The organism is Lysobacter niastensis (assembly GCF_031457115.1).
In the GTDB taxonomy this organism is placed as follows: Bacteria; Pseudomonadota; Gammaproteobacteria; order Xanthomonadales; family Xanthomonadaceae; genus Lysobacter_J; species Lysobacter_J niastensis_A.
In genome coordinates this window covers 1,632,232-1,648,481 of the sequence record NZ_JAVDVY010000001.1, presented here as the reverse complement: position 1 = coordinate 1,648,481, position 16,250 = coordinate 1,632,232, and the positions used below count along the sequence as shown (strand labels likewise).

Annotated in this window: 16 protein-coding genes; 2 read left to right on the top strand and 14 right to left on the bottom strand. The window is 67.4% G+C overall.

Annotated features, from left to right (window positions below; translation table 11 throughout):
• Nucleotides 1–172 precede the first annotated feature (172 nt).
• The 5 genes from J2X06_RS07505 to J2X06_RS07485 form a co-directional block, all read right to left on the bottom strand.
• Nucleotides 173–403 carry a tautomerase family protein gene (locus J2X06_RS07505; protein WP_310060338.1) on the bottom strand — a complete coding sequence of 77 codons (231 nt, stop codon included), beginning with the start codon at nt 401–403 and terminating at the stop codon, nt 173–175.
• 42 nt (nt 404–445) lie between these two features.
• Nucleotides 446–1,156: an SDR family NAD(P)-dependent oxidoreductase gene (locus J2X06_RS07500; protein WP_310060335.1), complete on the bottom strand. Its 711-nt coding sequence runs from the start codon at nt 1,154–1,156 to the stop codon at nt 446–448.
• Between the two features lie 144 nt (nt 1,157–1,300).
• A complete protein-coding gene (locus J2X06_RS07495; protein ID WP_310060332.1) occupies nt 1,301–2,212 on the bottom strand; it encodes a LysR substrate-binding domain-containing protein in 912 nt (303 codons plus the stop codon).
• Nucleotides 2,213–2,350: 138 nt separating this feature from the next.
• A complete protein-coding gene (locus J2X06_RS07490; RefSeq protein ID WP_310060329.1) occupies nt 2,351–3,436 on the bottom strand; it encodes an NAD(P)H-dependent flavin oxidoreductase in 1,086 nt (361 codons plus the stop codon).
• A gap of 163 nt (nt 3,437–3,599) precedes the next feature.
• Complete coding sequence (locus J2X06_RS07485; RefSeq protein WP_310060325.1) at nt 3,600–3,806, bottom strand: hypothetical protein; 207 nt, start codon at nt 3,804–3,806, stop codon at nt 3,600–3,602.
• 240 nt (nt 3,807–4,046) lie between these two features.
• On the opposite strand from J2X06_RS07485, the gene J2X06_RS07480 reads away from it, so the two are divergent.
• The gene (locus J2X06_RS07480) at nt 4,047–4,880 is read left to right on the top strand and encodes an NRDE family protein (RefSeq protein ID WP_310060322.1); all 834 of its coding nucleotides are present in this window, start codon (nt 4,047–4,049) and stop codon (nt 4,878–4,880) included.
• 130 nt (nt 4,881–5,010) lie between these two features.
• On the opposite strand, the gene J2X06_RS07475 is transcribed toward J2X06_RS07480, so the two are convergent.
• The 8 genes from J2X06_RS07475 to J2X06_RS07440 form a co-directional block, all read right to left on the bottom strand.
• On the bottom strand, nt 5,011–5,457 hold the full coding sequence (locus tag J2X06_RS07475; RefSeq protein WP_310060319.1) for a hypothetical protein: 447 nt from the start codon (nt 5,455–5,457) through the stop codon (nt 5,011–5,013).
• Nucleotides 5,458–5,486: 29 nt separating this feature from the next.
• A complete protein-coding gene (locus J2X06_RS07470; RefSeq protein WP_310060316.1) occupies nt 5,487–5,684 on the bottom strand; it encodes a PspC domain-containing protein in 198 nt (65 codons plus the stop codon).
• 99 nt (nt 5,685–5,783) lie between these two features.
• Nucleotides 5,784–6,161 (bottom strand): DUF5329 domain-containing protein, encoded by a 378-nt coding sequence (locus J2X06_RS07465; protein WP_310060314.1) that lies wholly within the window; start codon nt 6,159–6,161, stop codon nt 5,784–5,786.
• A gap of 7 nt (nt 6,162–6,168) precedes the next feature.
• Nucleotides 6,169–6,858 (bottom strand): SGNH/GDSL hydrolase family protein, encoded by a 690-nt coding sequence (locus tag J2X06_RS07460; protein WP_310060309.1) that lies wholly within the window; start codon nt 6,856–6,858, stop codon nt 6,169–6,171.
• 191 nt (nt 6,859–7,049) lie between these two features.
• Nucleotides 7,050–8,135, bottom strand: coding sequence for a class III poly(R)-hydroxyalkanoic acid synthase subunit PhaC (locus J2X06_RS07455; RefSeq protein ID WP_310060306.1), 1,086 nt, complete (start codon nt 8,133–8,135; stop codon nt 7,050–7,052).
• Nucleotides 8,136–9,218 carry a class III poly(R)-hydroxyalkanoic acid synthase subunit PhaE gene (gene phaE / locus J2X06_RS07450; RefSeq protein ID WP_310060304.1) on the bottom strand — a complete coding sequence of 361 codons (1,083 nt, stop codon included), beginning with the start codon at nt 9,216–9,218 and terminating at the stop codon, nt 8,136–8,138. It abuts the gene before it with no gap.
• Nucleotides 9,219–9,290: 72 nt separating this feature from the next.
• Nucleotides 9,291–9,905: a CDP-alcohol phosphatidyltransferase family protein gene (locus J2X06_RS07445; protein WP_310060301.1), complete on the bottom strand. Its 615-nt coding sequence runs from the start codon at nt 9,903–9,905 to the stop codon at nt 9,291–9,293.
• Between the two features lie 298 nt (nt 9,906–10,203).
• Nucleotides 10,204–12,027: a 3-hydroxybutyrate oligomer hydrolase family protein gene (locus J2X06_RS07440; protein ID WP_310060298.1), complete on the bottom strand. Its 1,824-nt coding sequence runs from the start codon at nt 12,025–12,027 to the stop codon at nt 10,204–10,206.
• 97 nt (nt 12,028–12,124) lie between these two features.
• Here J2X06_RS07440 and J2X06_RS07435 point away from each other — a divergent pair, with 97 nt between their 5' ends.
• Entirely contained in the window at nt 12,125–12,790 is a 666-nt protein-coding gene (locus tag J2X06_RS07435) for a response regulator transcription factor (protein WP_310060296.1), read from the top strand.
• A 41-nt stretch (nt 12,791–12,831) separates the two neighbouring features.
• Here the strand turns inward: J2X06_RS07435 and J2X06_RS07430 are convergent, their stop codons facing one another.
• Nucleotides 12,832–16,194: a hybrid sensor histidine kinase/response regulator gene (locus J2X06_RS07430; RefSeq protein WP_310060295.1), complete on the bottom strand. Its 3,363-nt coding sequence runs from the start codon at nt 16,192–16,194 to the stop codon at nt 12,832–12,834.
• Nucleotides 16,195–16,250 lie beyond the last annotated feature (56 nt).

Here is a 16,250-nt window from a genome sequence, read left to right as displayed (position 1 = left end):
GATCCGTTGCAGTGGCGCAGCTCCCAATGCGCCCCCCGGTTCCCCGCGGGGGCGCATTGCGATGCGCCCCTTCGTTGTGTTCGCCAGTCCAACAACAAAAAGCCCACACCCTGCGATCTCCCGATCGCAAGGCATGGGCTGGTGAGGTCTGGCCGGCGCTTTGGTCGTTACTTCACTTGCCAGCCTTCCGTCGTCGGAACTCGGGAACGGGCAGTCCACCCCAGCCCCAGTTCTCCAACGGGACTTCCTCGATCACGACAAAGGTCGATTCCAGCGGCTTGTTGAGCACATTCAACAGCAGCTCGCTCGCGCCCTTGATCAGTGCGGCCTTTTCTTCTTCCGTGGCCGTATCACGGCCAGGCGCGGATCCTTCGCGGGTGATCTGGATGGTAACGATGGGCATGGCCGATCTCCTCGGTGAACGGAAGTGATGTTTCGGTGTGCGTCAATGCCCGGCGCTCTGGCCGCCATCGACGTGAAGAATCTCGCCGGTCACGAAGCCAGCCGATTCCAGGTAGATGACGGCCTGGGCGATGTCGCTGATCTCGCCCAGGCGGGCCACCGGGTGCAGCGCCGCCAGCCAGTCGTGCGTTTCGGGCGCGTGCATCGGGGTCTTGATGACGCCCGGCGACACGGCGTTCACGCGGATGCCGCGCTTGGCGTACTCGATGGCCAGAGACTTGGTGGCAGCGTTGAGCCCGCCTTTGGTGAGCGATGCGAGCACCGACGGAACCCCATCGATCGCATGATCGACCAGGCTCGTCGTGATGCTGACGACATGGCCGCTTCCCTGCTTCTCCATCTCCACCAGGGCGGCCTGGGTGATGTTGAAGAAACCCGCGACATTGACCGAAAGGTTGTCGGCATAGTCCTGCGCGGTGTACTGGGTGAACGGCTTGGCGAGGAAGATGCCCGCGTTGTTGACCAGTGTGTCGATGCGCCCGAACTTCGCCAGGCCTTCGCTGACGATGCGATCGGCCACGGCACGGTCGGCGATGTCGCCCGGAACCGTGAGGATGTCGGGATCGTTCGAAGGCTTGATCGAGCGCGAGTTGGCAACGACGCGATAACCGCGGTCGCGGAAGGCCTGGACCAGGCCGGCGCCAATGCCCTGCGATGCGCCGGTGACGATGGCAACCTTGTTTGAACTGTTCATTTGTTTGACTCGAAGACTGAGGGGGAGTCGGTGTCACGCCAATTGGCGACTCCGACAGCCTCAATCTAGGACCGCAACGCCGGTTGCGGAATCCACGTCATCCGGCAGACATTCTTCCGCGCCGCGGTGCAGTGCCTGCGACGCTTACGCGGTCAGCCTTGCGAAGCTCGCACGCAGGCGCGGCGTGGCGAAGTCGACGAAGGCGCGCACCTTCGGCACCGAAAGTCGCCCGAACGGCGACACCAGGTGGACCGGGATCGGCTCGGGCTCCTCGTCGGCCAGGATGATGCGAAGCGCGTCCTGCTCGATTTCGGGTGCGACGTGATAGGAGAACATGCGGGCGATGCCATGTCCTTCGACCGCCGAAGCGATCGCCGCACGCACGTTGTTGACCACCAGCCGCGGCGTGAAGGATACCGATCGAGGGATGTTGGAGCCGCTCAGTGGCGGAAAACTCCACGAATCCAGCCCCATGTGCGCCGTCGTGATGATCTGGTGCTTGGCCAGGTCGGAGATCTCCTCGATGCGGGGATGTGTCGCCAGGTAGCGCGGCGCCGCCACGAGCATCCGCCTCACCTCTCCAATGCGATGCGCCACCAGCGTCGAGTCCGCCAGGTGCGCCAGGCGAAGCGCGAGATCCATGCCTTCGTCGATCAGGTTGACCGGTCGTTCCAGCAGATGCATTCGCACGTTGACGGTCGGATATTCGTCCATGAAGGCGTCGACGATCGGGCGCAACAGTTCCACGCCGGCAAACACGGTCGAAGTGATCGTCAGGGTGCCGCGAGGCACCGATCGTTCACCTGCGGCCTGTCGGTCCGCTTCCTCCAGGTCCAGGAGCACCTTCCTGCAGGCGATGGCATAACGCTCGCCCGCCTCGCTCAACTTGATGGACCGCGTGGTCCGGTGCAGCAGCGGCACGCCGACGTGGGCTTCGAGAAAGGCGACGGCCCTGCTCACCGCCGCGGCGGAGCGACCGGTCTTGCGGCTGGCGCCCGCGAGGCTGCCTTCGTCCAGCGCCGCGATGAACACCTTCATGGCCTCGATGCGATCCATAAGCAGCACCCATGCTTGGGGAAGCGGACCCGGTCGCGGGTCGATCTGGCCTCAACGTCAACGACGGCTCGATATGCATGCTAATGCAACGATGGGCCAATGCTGGCTGCAAAGGCGCCACTCGTTTGGTCAGCTTGGCTAGTTGGCGTCGGACCGCGCCCGGGCCAGCTCATCTGTCAGTGCGCGCATCAATGCCTGGGTGGACAGCGCACGGACCAGCGGCGCCCCCTGCCCGGCCCACTGCGCGCCGTAGCCGGTTTGTCCTGCGCTCCTGGCGGCGGCGTTCAATGCCTTGCCGGCATCGTAGGCAATCGGATAATCGGGAACGGCATCATCGGGGACGGCCATCCCCCAGCGCGTGAAATCATTGGCCAGTCCGCGCGCCGGACGGCCGGAGATCACGCGGGTCATGACGGTGTGATGGACGGCAATGCCGGCGAGCCGTTCCCGATATCCCGCATCGGCCAGCGACTCGTCGGTGGCAACGAACGCCGTTCCCAGTTGGGCGGCACCGGCTCCCAGCGCCAATGCAGCGGCGATGCCGGCGCCGTCCATGATCCCGCCGGCGGCAATGATCGGAAGGCCCACACTCTTCACCAGAATCCGGGTCAACGCCAACGTCCCAAGACAGCTGTCTTCGGCGTCGGGATCGAACATGCCTCGATGCCCGCCCGCCTCATAGCCTTGAGCGACGATCGCGTCGAGACCTGCGTCCTCGATCATCCTGGCTTCGGCCAGGTTGGTTGCGGTCGCCAGCAGCACGATGCCTGCAGCGCGCAGCGCTTCGACCTGCTCGCGGCGAGGCAGGCCAAAATGGAAGCTGACAACCCGCGGCCTTTCGGCAACGAGCATGGTGAGCATCTCGTCGTCGACCAGAAACGATCTGTAGATCTCTTGCAGTGTGTCTGGCGTCCGGGAGCCCCAACGGTCGAACTCGGGGCGCAGGCGCTGCAGCCATGCGGCTTGTTTTCGTTCGTCGGCATTCGCCGGTGCATGCACGAACAGGTTCACGTTGAGAGGCCCGTCGCTCAGGCTCCCAAATTGCCGGACGGCGTCACGCGCCTGGGTTGCGCTCATTGCCCCTACGCCAAGCGATCCCAGGCCGCCGCTGTTGCTCACCGCCGCCGCCATCGCGGGCGAGGACACGCCCGCCATGGGTGCCTGGATGATCGGCACCTGGATGCCGAGCAGATCGAGCAGTCGCGATGAGGGACCGGCATGCATGACCCATCTCCTGGTTGCTTGGGCGCAACACGCCCTCGCTTTGGAACACGCGGGAGAATGTACGCGCGCAACCTGTGTTCGCGAAGATAGGTCGACCGGCAGTCAGTCTTCCGGAAAATGGAAGAGTTCCCGGCATACGCGGGAAAAGGAAGGCTTGCGGACCTCAGGGCAACAGCGTGCCGAACACTACCCGCGAGTCCTTGTCGTAGATGCGCAGCCACACCATCTTGCGTCGGCTCTCGGCCCATTGCTTGGCCCGCGGCAGCACCTGCGCGAGCGCGGCTTCGGCGCTGCCGAAGTCGCCGTCGGCTTCCTCAATGGGCGGAACCAGCTGGCGTCCGTCCTGATGCGAGACTTCAACGCGGTACATGCAACGTCTCCGTGATCCGGGGTGCGCGTCCGTGCTGGGCAACGCGGCGCATCCGCAAATGTGATACGCGACAGATTGCCGGGATTCAGTAGGCGACTCTGTCGGCGAAGGACGCTGACGGAGGTAAGACTTTCCCTACGCCATACTGTGGTCAGGTGGCCGGCCTCCCGTCGACCGGCGCAGGAGCAGGAGCATGGAGATTCCCGACGTACGGCAGCCGGAACTCCGGGGACCCTGCTCATGTGCCTGATCGCCATCGCCTGGCAGTCGCATCCTCGCTACCGGCTGGCCCTGATCGCCAACCGCGACGAGCTCCACGCCCGCCCGGCCAGCCCGGCCGGACCGGACCCCCAACGCGCCGACGTCTATGGCGGCCGCGATCTGCAGTTGGGAGGCAGTTGGCTGCTGGCATCCACGCGTGGCCGGCTGGCGGCGGTGACCAACGTCCGCGCCGGATTGTCGGCCGAGCCCATGCCCCGCTCCCGTGGCGCGCTGGTCCACGACTTCGTGCATGGCGACGTCGACGGCGAGCAGTTCCTCTCGATGCTGGCGAACACCGCCATGGAGTACGGCCGCTTCAACCTGCTGGTATGGGATGGGCAGTCGCTGCGATTCGCGGGCAACCATCCCCATTACACGACGCATTCGGTCGCGTCGGGCCTGCACGCGATGTCCAACGGCGCGTTCGACGCCGCCTGGCCCAAGAGCGGGCGGGCGATGCAATCGCTGGATGCGTGGCTGCGAAGATCCGGGAAAGACACGGCGAGCGATATTGCGCCGGCCGATGTAGCGCCGCTGTTCGAAGCCCTCGCCGACACCACGCCCGCACCGGATGCCGAATTGCCTGACACCGGCGTCGGACTGGACATGGAGCGCGCGTTGTCGCCGCCGTTCGTACGCAGCGCCCGTTACGGAACGCGTTGCAGCAGCGTGGTCATGATCGACGAGGGCGAGATCACCTTCGTCGAGCGGCGCTTCGGCCCGGATGCAGTGCCATTGGGCGAAACCGCCGCCACGCTGCGACTGGCACCGCCTTCCGAGTCAGTCGTCCGATCCCCCGGGGCCCGGACATAGAGAAGGCTCAGTCTTCGCGAGGTATGACACCTCTCTAGCGGCTGAGCCTTCCGTATCGGAGCGTAAAAGACGTTGGCGTCTATACCTTCTCCGACGGTCGTAAGCTATCGCAACACGCGTTAGAGCACGGTCAAGATTCGCTGAATGGCCACCAGCCGCGACCGGTGCGGGCATAGCGGTCGGCCGCGCGTTCGAAGCGGTTGCGCACGCTGATACCGCCGAACACGAGGTACAGCGGCAGGAACAACGGGCCGAGCACCAGGTACTGGTAGACGTGGGCACGCTCGTGGTCGGCGAGCATGATCGCCGGTTCGTCGCCATGGCCGGCACGGTGCGCATAGGTCACGCACGGCGAATCCAGGTTGTCGCCGGTGTGCAGGATCACATTGCCGAACGTGATCGCTCCACCCGGCCCCCAGGGCCAGCGATGGAACACGAGCGCAAGATCGCGGCGGCGCCAGTGCGCGTGCGCGCCGAACGGCAGGCCTATCGCGCCCAGCAACAGGCCGATGGCCGTGTTGGGCAGCGTCCACAGGCCACCGAGCACGATCAGCAATCGCATCAGGAACGGACGCATGGCGTGGGTCTTGCGTGCTTGCGAGCGCTTCAGTCGCCTTCCGGCATCAACAACCACAGGATCAGGTAGACGAGGATGCCCGGAAAGGCCGCCGATACGATCGAGACGATGACGAAGAGCACCCGCACAAGCGTCGAGTTCCAGCCGTAGCGTTGGGCGATCCCGCCCATGACGCCGGCGATCATGCGGTCGTGTCGCGAACGGGTGAAGGGACGCGGTGCATTCATGCGGATCGATCCTTGATGGCGGACAGTTTCAGTCTAGACCGTCGCGGGTCGGGGCGCGCTGTGACACCGGTCATGCCACAGGGCGGCGACAGGGCGGCGTCAAGGTGTCGGCGCGCGTCGGATCTCCGCGAGCCGGGCGTTCAGCCACGACGCCGACGTGACCGCCGGCCGGCCCGCACAACGCACCTGATAGGGCTTGCCGCTGATGCTGCTCTGGCTGCCAGCGCGCTCGATGAACTGCTCGGCACTGGCGACCATGTCGCGCTTGACCAGCCAGTCGTATTTCTTGCGCAGGTGCGCTTGGGCAGCGCTGGCGTCGTACCAGCTGCCATTGCGCTGGAACTGGCAGCCGGACTGGCCCAGGGCCGTGATCAGGCGATCGATCTCGCGCTGGGCCTGGGCAGGCGGCGCGGCCAGGGCCGGCACGGCGGCCGCGGCCAGAACGACGTTGGCGGCGAGACAAAGGAGGCGGTTCATGGCCGGATTACAGCGCAGCCAGCCAGGGTCCGACCACACCCGCCCAGATCGCGTAACCGCTGCGGTTCATGTGCAGGCGGTCCTCCACGAACAACTCGCCGCGAGGCTGGCCCTTGGCCAGCATCGGCGTAAACACGTCCAGGTAATCCACGCCTTTCTGCCGGCCTGCCCATGCACGCACGAGGTTATTGGTCTCGCGTGCTTTCGGCAGCAGTGCCTGGCGCGCGGGGCTGGGCTTGATCGACACGAAGGCGATGCGCACCTGCGGCAGCGACGCGCGCACCTTGGCGACGAACGCGGCGAAATCGTCCCTGACCTGCTGCGGCGTCCGCCCCTCGGCCAGATCGTTGTCGCCGGCATACAACACGACCGCGCGCGGCTGGTACGGCAAGACGATGCGGTCGGCGAAGTACGTGGCATCGCGCAGGCGTGAGCCGCCGAAGCCACGGTTGATCACGGCCGTACCGGGAAAATCGTCCGTCATCGAATCCCACAGCCGGATCGACGAACTGCCGACGAACACCACGCTTCCCGGCCTGCGCCGCACGACACTGTCGGCCTGCTCGAAGGCGGCAATCTCGGGCTCGAACTGCGCGGAGTCGCTGGCCTGCGGGGAACTCGTATCGGCGGTTGCCGCCGGCGCGGAAGCGCAGGCGGTGAGCAAGGCGAGGCAGAACGCCAGGAAGAACTTGGGCACGGGGAATTCCGCTGGGGGATGAGGAATTCTGACACTTCGTGCCGAAGGCTTCCGTGCGCGAGTGCCTGGTCGTGAGGCGACTGTCGATTGTCATCCCCGCCAAGGCGAGGATGACGGTTCAGGGGCGGATAGGCTCAGCGACCGGCAGAATTCAGGGCCGGCCAGAGTCACGACAACTATCGAAACGTGCTTTATCGCGCGCGTTGCGTCAGCCAGTCATGGATCGCACCCGGCACTTCCCGCTGGGCGCGGCTGGACACGTAGATGCCGATGTGCCCGCCCTTGAACGACAGCTCGCTGTAGTCGTCGGTGCCGACCAGGTCGGCCAGAGCGCGCGAAGCATCCGGTGGCACCAGATGGTCCTGCTCGGCATAGATGTTCAGCACCGGCATGTCGATATTGCGCAGGTCGACCGCACGCCCGCCGATATCGATGCCGCCCTTGACGAAACCGTTGCCCTGGTAGAACTGTTTGACGAACTGGCGGAACGCCTCGCCGACCTGGTCGGGAGAATCGAATATCCACTTCTCCATGCGCAGGAAATCCTCCAGCGCCTTGCGATCGTCGAGCAGGTCGACCAGCCCGACGTACTTCTGCACGAACAGCCGCCACGGTTTCAGCGTCAGGTAGCACCAGTTCATCACGTCGGCCGGCACGTTGCCGAGCGTGTCGACGAACAGGTCGACGTCCAGGCCTCGCGTCCAGTTGGCCAGCATGTTGTCGCCGGTGTGGAAATCCACCGGCGTGACCATCGTGATCAGGTTGTGGACCTTGTCCGGGTTCAGCGCGCTGTAGCACAACGAGAACGCGCCGCCCTGGCAGATGCCGAGCACGTTGACCGCGTCGAGCCGGTATTCGTGCCGCAGGTGGTCAACCGCCCCGCCGATGTAACGCTGGATGTAGTCCTCCAGTTCGAGATAGCGGTCGGAGCGGTCGGGATAGCCCCAGTCGAGGATGTAGACGTCCTCGCCGCGCTCCAGCAGTCCGCGCACGATCGACTTGTCCGCCTGCAGGTCGACCATGTACGGCCGGTTGACCAGCGCATAGACGATCAGCAACGGCACGCGCGCGGTCGCGGCACGGTCACCGCGGAAGCGGTACATCACGGTTTTGCCGTCGCGCCACACTTCCTCGCGCGTGGTCGCGCCGTAATCGACGTCCTCGACCTGGCGCAATGTGTCCAGGCCGGCGCGCAGCTTGGCCTGGAAGCGCATGGATTCCTGCGCCAGCGATTCGACAGTGAAGGCCAGCGGGCCTTGCGGATTGAACCCGTCCACTCAGCGTTTCTCCTTCGTGGGCTTGGCGGTCTTGCGCGCAGCCGGGGTTGCAGGTTTCGCCGTGGTCTTCGATGCGGGGCGCGCGGAGGCCCTGTTCGAGGGGCGCGTCGGCTGCGGCCGTTCCGCCCGTGGCTCCGGTCGGGACGCCGATGCGCTTTCCTTGCGCGCGGCGTTGGCCTGCATGGCGTCGCGCAGGCGCCGCAGTTCGCGTTCGAGCTGGACGATCTTGCGGTGCGCGGAGTCGATCTCGGTGCGGGTGGGCACGCCCAACTGCGCGCTGGCCTGCTCGACCTCCTTCTGCACACGCGCACGCAGCGTCATCTGCGCGTTCACCAGTGCCGCGTAGGCATCGCGGAAACGCGGCGACAACGCGATATCCGCATACGCCTCCTCGGCGGCATCGATCCACAGGTCGAACAGCGCCCGCACCGATTCGAGTTGACGCCCCGGCTCGCTGCGCTCGGACAGCTTGCGCTCGAAGCGGACGAATGCATCCTGTGCGGCTTCGGCCATCAGCTTCTGGTAGGCCTGACTCTGCTGCTGCATGTCGAGCTGCGCCTGCGCCAGTTGCTGCCAGCGTTCCTGGTGCTCACGGGCGAAGCCGAACGCCGGCAGTCCCAGTAAGGAGCGCCCCCGTTGCTGACCCTGCTGCAGCCACTGCTGCAGCCAGGGAGCGAGTTGCTCGAACCATTGCGACGGATCGGTCTGTGCGCTTCCGGGCATCGTGCCCAGCATGTCGGCGAACGGATTGGCGGCGGCGCCACCGAGCGCCTGTTTCCAGGCCGACGCGATGTCGGCGGCGCTGGCGTTCTGGCCGGCGAACTGCGCCGCCAGTTTCTGCATCTGGCCGAACCAGCCCTGCGCCTGGGCCGTGAACCGCGACACCGCCTCGTTGCCCAGGCCCGGCACGCCTTGTGCCCCGCCCTGGGCCAATTGCGACCACCACTTCATCGCCTCGTTCCACCCGGGGACGCCGGTGGACGGGCTTGGCGTCGCCATCGGCGCCGCGCGCAGCGCCTCGCCCCAGGCGTTCCAGTAACGCCGGGTCCAGGCCTCGAAATCGTCCATTCCCTGATTCGCCATCGCTGCCTCCACTTGGTGGCGCCATGGTAGCAACCTGGTGTTGCGGCGCCGCGACGGCCGCGGGTGGCCCGATCAGGGCTTGGGAACGTGCAGCGTCTTGCTGATCATCAGCGAGCCCGACAGCGCGAACATCAGCACCAGCGGATGGAACTGCCAGGGGCCGAGCTTGACCATGCCGAACCACAGCTGGTCGCCGATCGCGCCCTGCCACGCCGCGATGGCCAGCACCACCACCAGCACCAGGCTGGTCGGAATCGGCGTGCCTTCGAAATACTTCACCTTGTCGTCTCCGCCGGAGAGCTGCTCGGCAGTCACGTTGTAGCGCGCCAGGCGGCTGACGCCGCAACCGACGAAGTAGCTCAGCACCGCCCAGTCCCAACCGCCCTGTAGGCCACAGGCGTAGGCCAGCGATGCCGGAGCGACGCCGAAGGAGATCACGTCGGCCAGCGAGTCCAGTTCACGACCGAGCGTGGAGGCGGATTTGCGCCAGCGCGCCACACGACCGTCGAGCGCGTCGAAGATGAAGGCCAACGGGATCAGCGCCATGCCAATCAGCAGGTCGCGCACCACTCCGTCCTGCAGGAAGCGCATCGCCGCGAAGATCGCGCCGGTGCCGCAGAAGGCGTTGCCCAGGGTGAACCAGTCGGCGAGGTGGAAGCCGCGCAGCATCGAGAAGTGGCGTGACATGCGGCGCTCCGGGCCCGTCGAATGCGACAGCCTGCCAAACGTGGTGTTAAACCGGCAAGAGGGTTGTGGTGATCTGCGGGCGGCATCTCGCTTCGGAAACCGCCCTCATCCGCCCTTCGGCCCCTCCTTCGACAGGCTCAGGACAGGCCTTCCCCCGCGAGTGGGAGAAGGGAAGGTTCCGGCAGCAGGAGAGCGATTCCACCCGGCTGCGAGAATTTAGACCTCTCCCGCCTGCTGTGCCCGAAGGGTGTCCAGAGTTGAGAGGAGTTGGGTGAGGGCAGCCCGCAGCGCCGAACCCTCAACGCCCCGGCATCGCCAGATTCCCCGCTTGCAACGCCCCTGCCCCACGCGGCGTGGTCGAGATCACCGCATCGACCGGCAACGCTCCGGATCCGTCCAGATGCGCATCGACCCGATCCAGCGCCTCGTACACATACGGTAGCAACGGCAGATAGCGCGCGCCGTAATCGGGAAGTCCGAGGAATGCGTCGAAATGCTGGGCGTTGCGCACCTGCCAGTAACGCACGTCGCGTCCGCCCGCCTTCGCCTGCTTGACGTACGGCGCGCTGCTGAAGGCCATCGGTATCAGGCCGTCGTCAGCACCGTGGATCACCACTATCGGCAGCCCGCTGCGTGGCAGCCCGGCACGGGTTTCGGCGATGCCCTTGCGCACGCGCTGCGCGTCGGCGCTGCCGCCCTGCCACAGGTCGCGCAGGCAGCGCAGCGTCTGCAGCGGCGAGGTGGGATGTTCCTCGACGATGTTGACGCCAGCGCCCGGCGGAATACCGCTGGCATCGGACCACCACGCCGCGCGTTCCGCGTTGGTCGCGACGCGGGGGCTCAAATTGGTATCGAGCGCGGCATAACGATTGCCGCACGGGGATTCACCGAACATGTACCGGCCGTAGGCCGAGGCATACGGCACCGCCACCGCGCGCCACAGATCGAATCCGACCGACAGGGCGCCGGCACGCAGCGCTTCGTCGCTCCATCCGCTGGCCTTCATCAGGTCGTGGGCCGACTTCGCCTGCGTGGCGGCATCGCTGCCCTCGATCAGGCCTGCCTCCTTCAGCACGACGCAGCGCTGCGCCCACAGCGGTGCCACCTGGGCGCTCAAAGGCGGCTGCGGCAAGCCCTGCATGTGCAGCAGCGCGCACGGCATCAGCAGCGCGGCCTGCGTGGTGTAGTCGTACAGGGCTCGGCCGCCCTCGCTTTCGACGTAGATATTCGGCTCGGCGGCGACCACCGCGTCCAGCCAGTCCCCATCGAGCTCGGCCGCGCGCAGCACCGCACCCCCGCCGTTGGAGATGCCGACTGCGATCACCCGTGTGTTGTCGAAGGTGAACGGCGCCGCCTGCGGGAATGCAGCGTCGAGCGATTGCAGGGCGAATTGCGCGGCCTGCTTTACATGACGTCCCCAGTCGGCTTCGGGATTGTCGCGCGAGTGCGCGTGCTTGAACGCCACGCCGCGCACGCCGGCCTCCCCCACCGCCACGTCGGGAGCAAACGCCAGCGTGGCCGCGTCGGCAGCGGCCACGGTACCGTCGGCCGTTACGCCCTGCCCGGCATCGAGGTCGAAGTAGTCGGTGCCCGCGCCCTTGTCGGTGTAGGCCACGGCACACCCCTTCGGCAGGCCCCACGCGCCCGCCACGGCGATCGCGCCGTAGATACCGCGCGAACCGGACGAAGCCGTCACCACGACGCAACGCTTGCCGGTATCGAACGCATCGGGCACCTGCGCCAACACGCGATGCGGCTGGCCCGCACCGGGCACGGTCGCCATCGCACCGAATTCGCGGCCGGGCACTGCCGCGGTGCTTCCGTAAAGCTCGCCATAGCCACCGCCCGGCGCCAGGTCGGCAATGCCGCGCCAGTTGCTCCACAGCGCGCGGCGGCGAAGCTCAGTGGGCGTCGGATGCTCGGCATCGGCCAGCGCCGGGGGCGTCATGGCGCGAAGGCCGGCGATGCCCAATCCGGCGGTGAGCAGGTCGTCGTTGCCGCGATGCTCGGTGACGCGCACGTCCTTGAACATCACGGTGGACTCCTTGGCGGTGTGCGAGGCACAGGCCGCGAGGGCGAGGACCGCCGTGGAGGCGGCGATGCGAAACGGATGATGGATCATGGCCGCAGCCTAGCAAGGGCGGGCCGTGGTCTCATCGTACTTTGGTACGAGTGCGCGGACCCCCACCTGCCACGATGCGCTTGCTAGGCTAGCGCCAATGCCCACCCTGCTCATCGCCGACGACCATCCGCTGTTCCGCGCTGCGCTGCGACAGGCCGCGGCCGACGCGGTGGCCGACACGCGCGTCAGCGAGACCGACACGCTCGAAGGCGTGCTGGCGGCGCTGGAGGCCGACCCCGGAATCGATCTGGTCCTGCTCGACCTGCACATGCCCGGCAACCACGGGCTGGCCGGACTGGCTGCGATCCGCGCGCAATATCCGGGTGTGGCCGTGGTGGTGGTCTCGGCCAACGACGACCCGCGCGTGGTGCGGCGCGCGCTGGACCACGGCGCGGCTGGTTATCTGCCCAAGAGCTCCGGGCTGGACGAACTGCGCGATGCCATCCGCGCGGTCCTGGCGTGCGAGCAATGGCTGCCGTCATCGTTGCGCGCCGCGGTGGCGCGCACGCACAGCGCCAGCGGCGATGCCGACCTGGCCGCACGCCTGGCGAGTCTGTCGCCGCAGCAGTTCCGCGTGCTGACGCTGGTCGCCAAAGGCCTGCTCAACAAGCAGATCGCCGACCGCCTGGAAGTGCAGGAGCGCACGGTCAAGGCGCATCTGTCGGCGATCTTCGATCGCCTGGGCGTGCGCAACCGCACGCAGGCCAGCGTGGTCCTGCGCGAATTGGAACTGGTGGATCCGGCGCGGCAGCTTGCGGGTTGATGGGCTGACGCACCCGCAGGAATTCCCGGCGCCCCCTGCCCTCAAGCAGGCTGCAATTCCCGCGCAGCGAGCAGCCGATCCAGCACCGACTTCAACGCCAACGGCTTGGCCGGTTTGCCCAGCAGCGATAACCCCGCTTCGAGCACGTCGCGACGCACCGCCTCGCCGCCGTCGGCGCTGAGGATCAGCGTCGGCTGCGCACCGAAACGCTCGCGCAGGCGCTGCGCCAGGGCCACGCCGGTATCGCCGTCGTCCAGGTGGTAATCGAACAGCCACAACTCGGCTGTTGCGGCCTGCATCGCCGCTTCCGCCTGCGTGCCAGCGTGCGCCATGGCGACTTCGCAGCCCCAGCCGCGCAACAACGACGCCAGCGATGCGAGCGCCACCTGGTCGTTGTCGACCAGCAGCACGCGCCGTCCGGCCAAGCCAGGCTTGGCGGAGGGCGTCGACAGCGCCACGGCCTGCCGCACGACTTTCGGCAAGCACACGGCGAAGGTCGTGCCGTGGCCCAGGCGGCTGCGCAGCGTCAGCGGCGCGTCCAGCAACTGAGCAATGCGGTCGGCGATCGACAGACCGAGCCCCAGTCCCTGCCCCGGAGCGTCCTCGCCACGGCGGAATTCCTCGAAGATCGCTTGCTGCTGGTCCGGCGCAATACCCGGGCCCGTGTCCAGCACCTCGATCCGCACGCAATCGCCCTGCTGGCGAACACCCAGCAACAGCCCACCGTGGCCGGTATAGCGCACGGCATTGGCAAGGAAATTCTGCAGCACGCGGCGCAACAGTTGTGGATCGCTGTGCGTCCAGGCGCTGCTGGGCACGAAGCGGAAATCCAGGCCACGTGCGGAGGCGATCGCACCGAACTCCGACGCCAGCGGCTCCAGCACTTCGGCCAGCGGAAAATCACGCGGCTGCGGTACCAGGCCGCCGGCCTCCAGTCGCGACATGTCGAGCAGGCCGGTCAGAAGATCGCTGGTCGAATCCAATGCGCCGGCGATCTGCACCACGGTCTCGCGCTGCGGACCCGCCACGGCCTGGTCGCTTTCAATCTGCTGCGACAACGCATCGGTGAACAACTGCGCGGCGTGCAACGGCTGCATCAGGTCATGTCCGATCGCCGCCAGGAAGCGGCTCTTGGCCTCGTTGGCGCGCTCGGCCTCGCGCTTGGCGATCTCCAGTGCCGCCGTGCGTTCGACGACGCGGTGCTCCAGCGTTTCGTTGGCCTGGATCAGGCCCGCCTCGGCGCGACGGAACGCGGTGACGTCGGTGAAGGTGGCGACGAATCCGCCGCCCGGCATCGGATTGCCCCGGATTTCGATGATGGTGCCGTCGGGCAGCACGCGCTCGGACAGATGCGCGGTGCCGGCGCGCATGTAGGCAAGTCGTCGCTCCAGGCCACGCTCGAGGTCGCCATACGCCAGCGGCGGCAGGCGCTGCAGCGCCCAGCGCGCCAGGTCGGCGATCGGTCGCCCGACCTGCAGCATCTCCTGTGGGAATCCGAACAGCTCTGCATAGCGCCGGTTCCAGGCCACCAGCCGCAACTGCGCATCGACCACGCTGATGCCCTGGCTCATGTTCTGCAACGCGGCTTCGAGCACGCGCTGGTTGAAGCGGAAATCGGCGGTGGCCTCGCCCACGATCGAGGCGATGGTGTCCAGGTCGCGACCGGTGTCGCGACGCGCGGCGTCGAGCAGCACGCGCGCGGAGGCCGATCCCAGCACGGCGGCCAGTTCGCGCTCAAGGGCGGCCTCGGTCACCGGCGTCACCGCCCCGCTCGCCGGTGCATCGCGCAACACTTCGGTCACGCGTTCGCGAGGCAGGAAGCGCAGGCCGGCGGCGCGTAGCGTGCGCGCGTCCAGGCCGCGATCGCTGCGATTGGGCACGGGCCGTCGCCAGATCGCGACCAATACCGTGACCAGCGTGCCCACGAACAGGCTCGCGCCGACCGCACGGCCCAGACGACTCCAGCCGGTCAGGCCGAACATGCCTTCCGGCGCCAGCCACGACCATCCCAGCGGCCCCTCCTGCAGCCACGGCGGCGTGATGCCGCGCGCCGCCGCCAGCATCGGCACCAGAAGGATCCACGCCCACACTGCGAAACCGGCGAGGATGCCCGCCACCGCCGCGCGCGGCGGCGTCTGCGGCCGCCACACCGCGAACGCCAGCGCCGGTGCCAGCGTCGCCAGCGCCGAGAACGACACCGCGCCGACGTCGGCCAGTGCGTCGTTGCCGACCACCAGACGGCTGTAAGCCCAGGCCAGCAGCATGATCGCGACGATGCCGGCGCGACGCAGCAGCAGCACGCGACCGCGCAGGTCGCTGCCGTCGTCGCGCGACCACGCGCCGCGCAACAGGCCCGGCGCGAACCAGTGGTTGCCGATCATCAGGCTCAGCGTCAGCGTGCTGACCACGACCATGCCGGTGGCCGCGCTCAGCCCGCCGAGGAACGCAAACAGCGCCAGCGCGTGCTGCCCCTGCGACAGCGGCAGCGCCAGCACGTACAGATCGGACGGCACGCCGCTGGCCCCCAGCAGCGCGTCGCCGGCCTTGGCCAGCGACAGCAACGGCAGCGCGATCAACACCAGGTACAGCGGGAACTGCCAGCGCGCGGTGCGCACATGCTTCTCGTCGCGGCACTCGACCACGCCGACATGGAACTGGTGCGGCAGCATGAACATCGCCAGCGCGCCCAGCAGCACCAGCGGCGCGAATCCGCCCGACGAGCGCGGCGGTGCCGCTGCTGCCGGCTCGGGCAAGGCGTCCAGGCCGAACCAGACGAAGGCGCCCAGTGCCAGCATCGCGGCCAGCTTGAACAGCGACTCGAACGCCATCGCCAGCACCAGCCCGCGGTTGTGTTCGGCGGCGCGGGCGCGGCGCGTGCCGAACAGCATCGCGAACAGCGCCATCGCCATCGCCACGTACAGCGCGCTGTCGCGCCACCATGGTGAGGCTGCTTCGTCCAGCGAGCGCGTGGTCAGCATCGCGAAACTCATCGCCACGGCCTTCAGCTGCAGCGCGATGTACGGGATCAGCCCGAGTGCGGCGACCAGCGTCACGGTGGCGGCCAGCCATGCGTCCTTGCCCAGCCGCGTGGCGATCAGGTCCGCCAGGGAGGTCGCATTGCTTTCGCGCGACAGCCGCACCAGTTGCATCATGAAGCCGTACGCCAGCACGTACAGCACGATCGCGCCGAGGAAGGTCGGCGGCAGTGGCCAGCCGTAGCGCGCAGCCTGGGTCACGGTGCCGTAGAACGTCCACGACGTGCAGTGCACCGCCAGCGACAGCGCGTAGATGTGGCGCCAATGTCGCGCCAGTGCGGCGGGCTGGCGTTCGGCGTAAAGCGCCGTGCCGAACATCAGCGCGAGCCATGCGATGCCCGCGACAGCGACGACTGCCAGACTCAACATGCTTGACCGTGCATCGCGCCCATCGTCATTCGCCCCTACCCCACCGCAGGATAGCC

Bases quoted from the DNA above. Each gene is read 5' to 3' on its own strand.
- J2X06_RS07505 (WP_310060338.1), bottom strand. From the start codon at position 403: ATGCCCATCGTTACCATCCAGATCACCCGCGAAGGATCCGCGCCTGGC.
- J2X06_RS07500 (WP_310060335.1), bottom strand. From the start codon at position 1,156: ATGAACAGTTCAAACAAGGTTGCCATCGTCACCGGCGCATCGCAGGGC.
- J2X06_RS07495 (WP_310060332.1), bottom strand. From the start codon at position 2,212: ATGGATCGCATCGAGGCCATGAAGGTGTTCATCGCGGCGCTGGACGAA.
- J2X06_RS07490 (WP_310060329.1), bottom strand. From the start codon at position 3,436: ATGCATGCCGGTCCCTCATCGCGACTGCTCGATCTGCTCGGCATCCAG.
- J2X06_RS07485 (WP_310060325.1), bottom strand. From the start codon at position 3,806: ATGTACCGCGTTGAAGTCTCGCATCAGGACGGACGCCAGCTGGTTCCG.
- J2X06_RS07480 (WP_310060322.1), top strand. From the start codon at position 4,047: ATGTGCCTGATCGCCATCGCCTGGCAGTCGCATCCTCGCTACCGGCTG.
- J2X06_RS07475 (WP_310060319.1), bottom strand. From the start codon at position 5,457: ATGCGTCCGTTCCTGATGCGATTGCTGATCGTGCTCGGTGGCCTGTGG.
- J2X06_RS07470 (WP_310060316.1), bottom strand. From the start codon at position 5,684: ATGAATGCACCGCGTCCCTTCACCCGTTCGCGACACGACCGCATGATC.
- J2X06_RS07465 (WP_310060314.1), bottom strand. From the start codon at position 6,161: ATGAACCGCCTCCTTTGTCTCGCCGCCAACGTCGTTCTGGCCGCGGCC.
- phaE (WP_310060304.1), bottom strand. From the start codon at position 9,218: ATGGCGAATCAGGGAATGGACGATTTCGAGGCCTGGACCCGGCGTTAC.
- J2X06_RS07445 (WP_310060301.1), bottom strand. From the start codon at position 9,905: ATGTCACGCCACTTCTCGATGCTGCGCGGCTTCCACCTCGCCGACTGG.
- J2X06_RS07440 (WP_310060298.1), bottom strand. From the start codon at position 12,027: ATGATCCATCATCCGTTTCGCATCGCCGCCTCCACGGCGGTCCTCGCC.
- J2X06_RS07435 (WP_310060296.1), top strand. From the start codon at position 12,125: ATGCCCACCCTGCTCATCGCCGACGACCATCCGCTGTTCCGCGCTGCG.
- J2X06_RS07430 (WP_310060295.1), bottom strand. From the start codon at position 16,194: ATGTTGAGTCTGGCAGTCGTCGCTGTCGCGGGCATCGCATGGCTCGCG.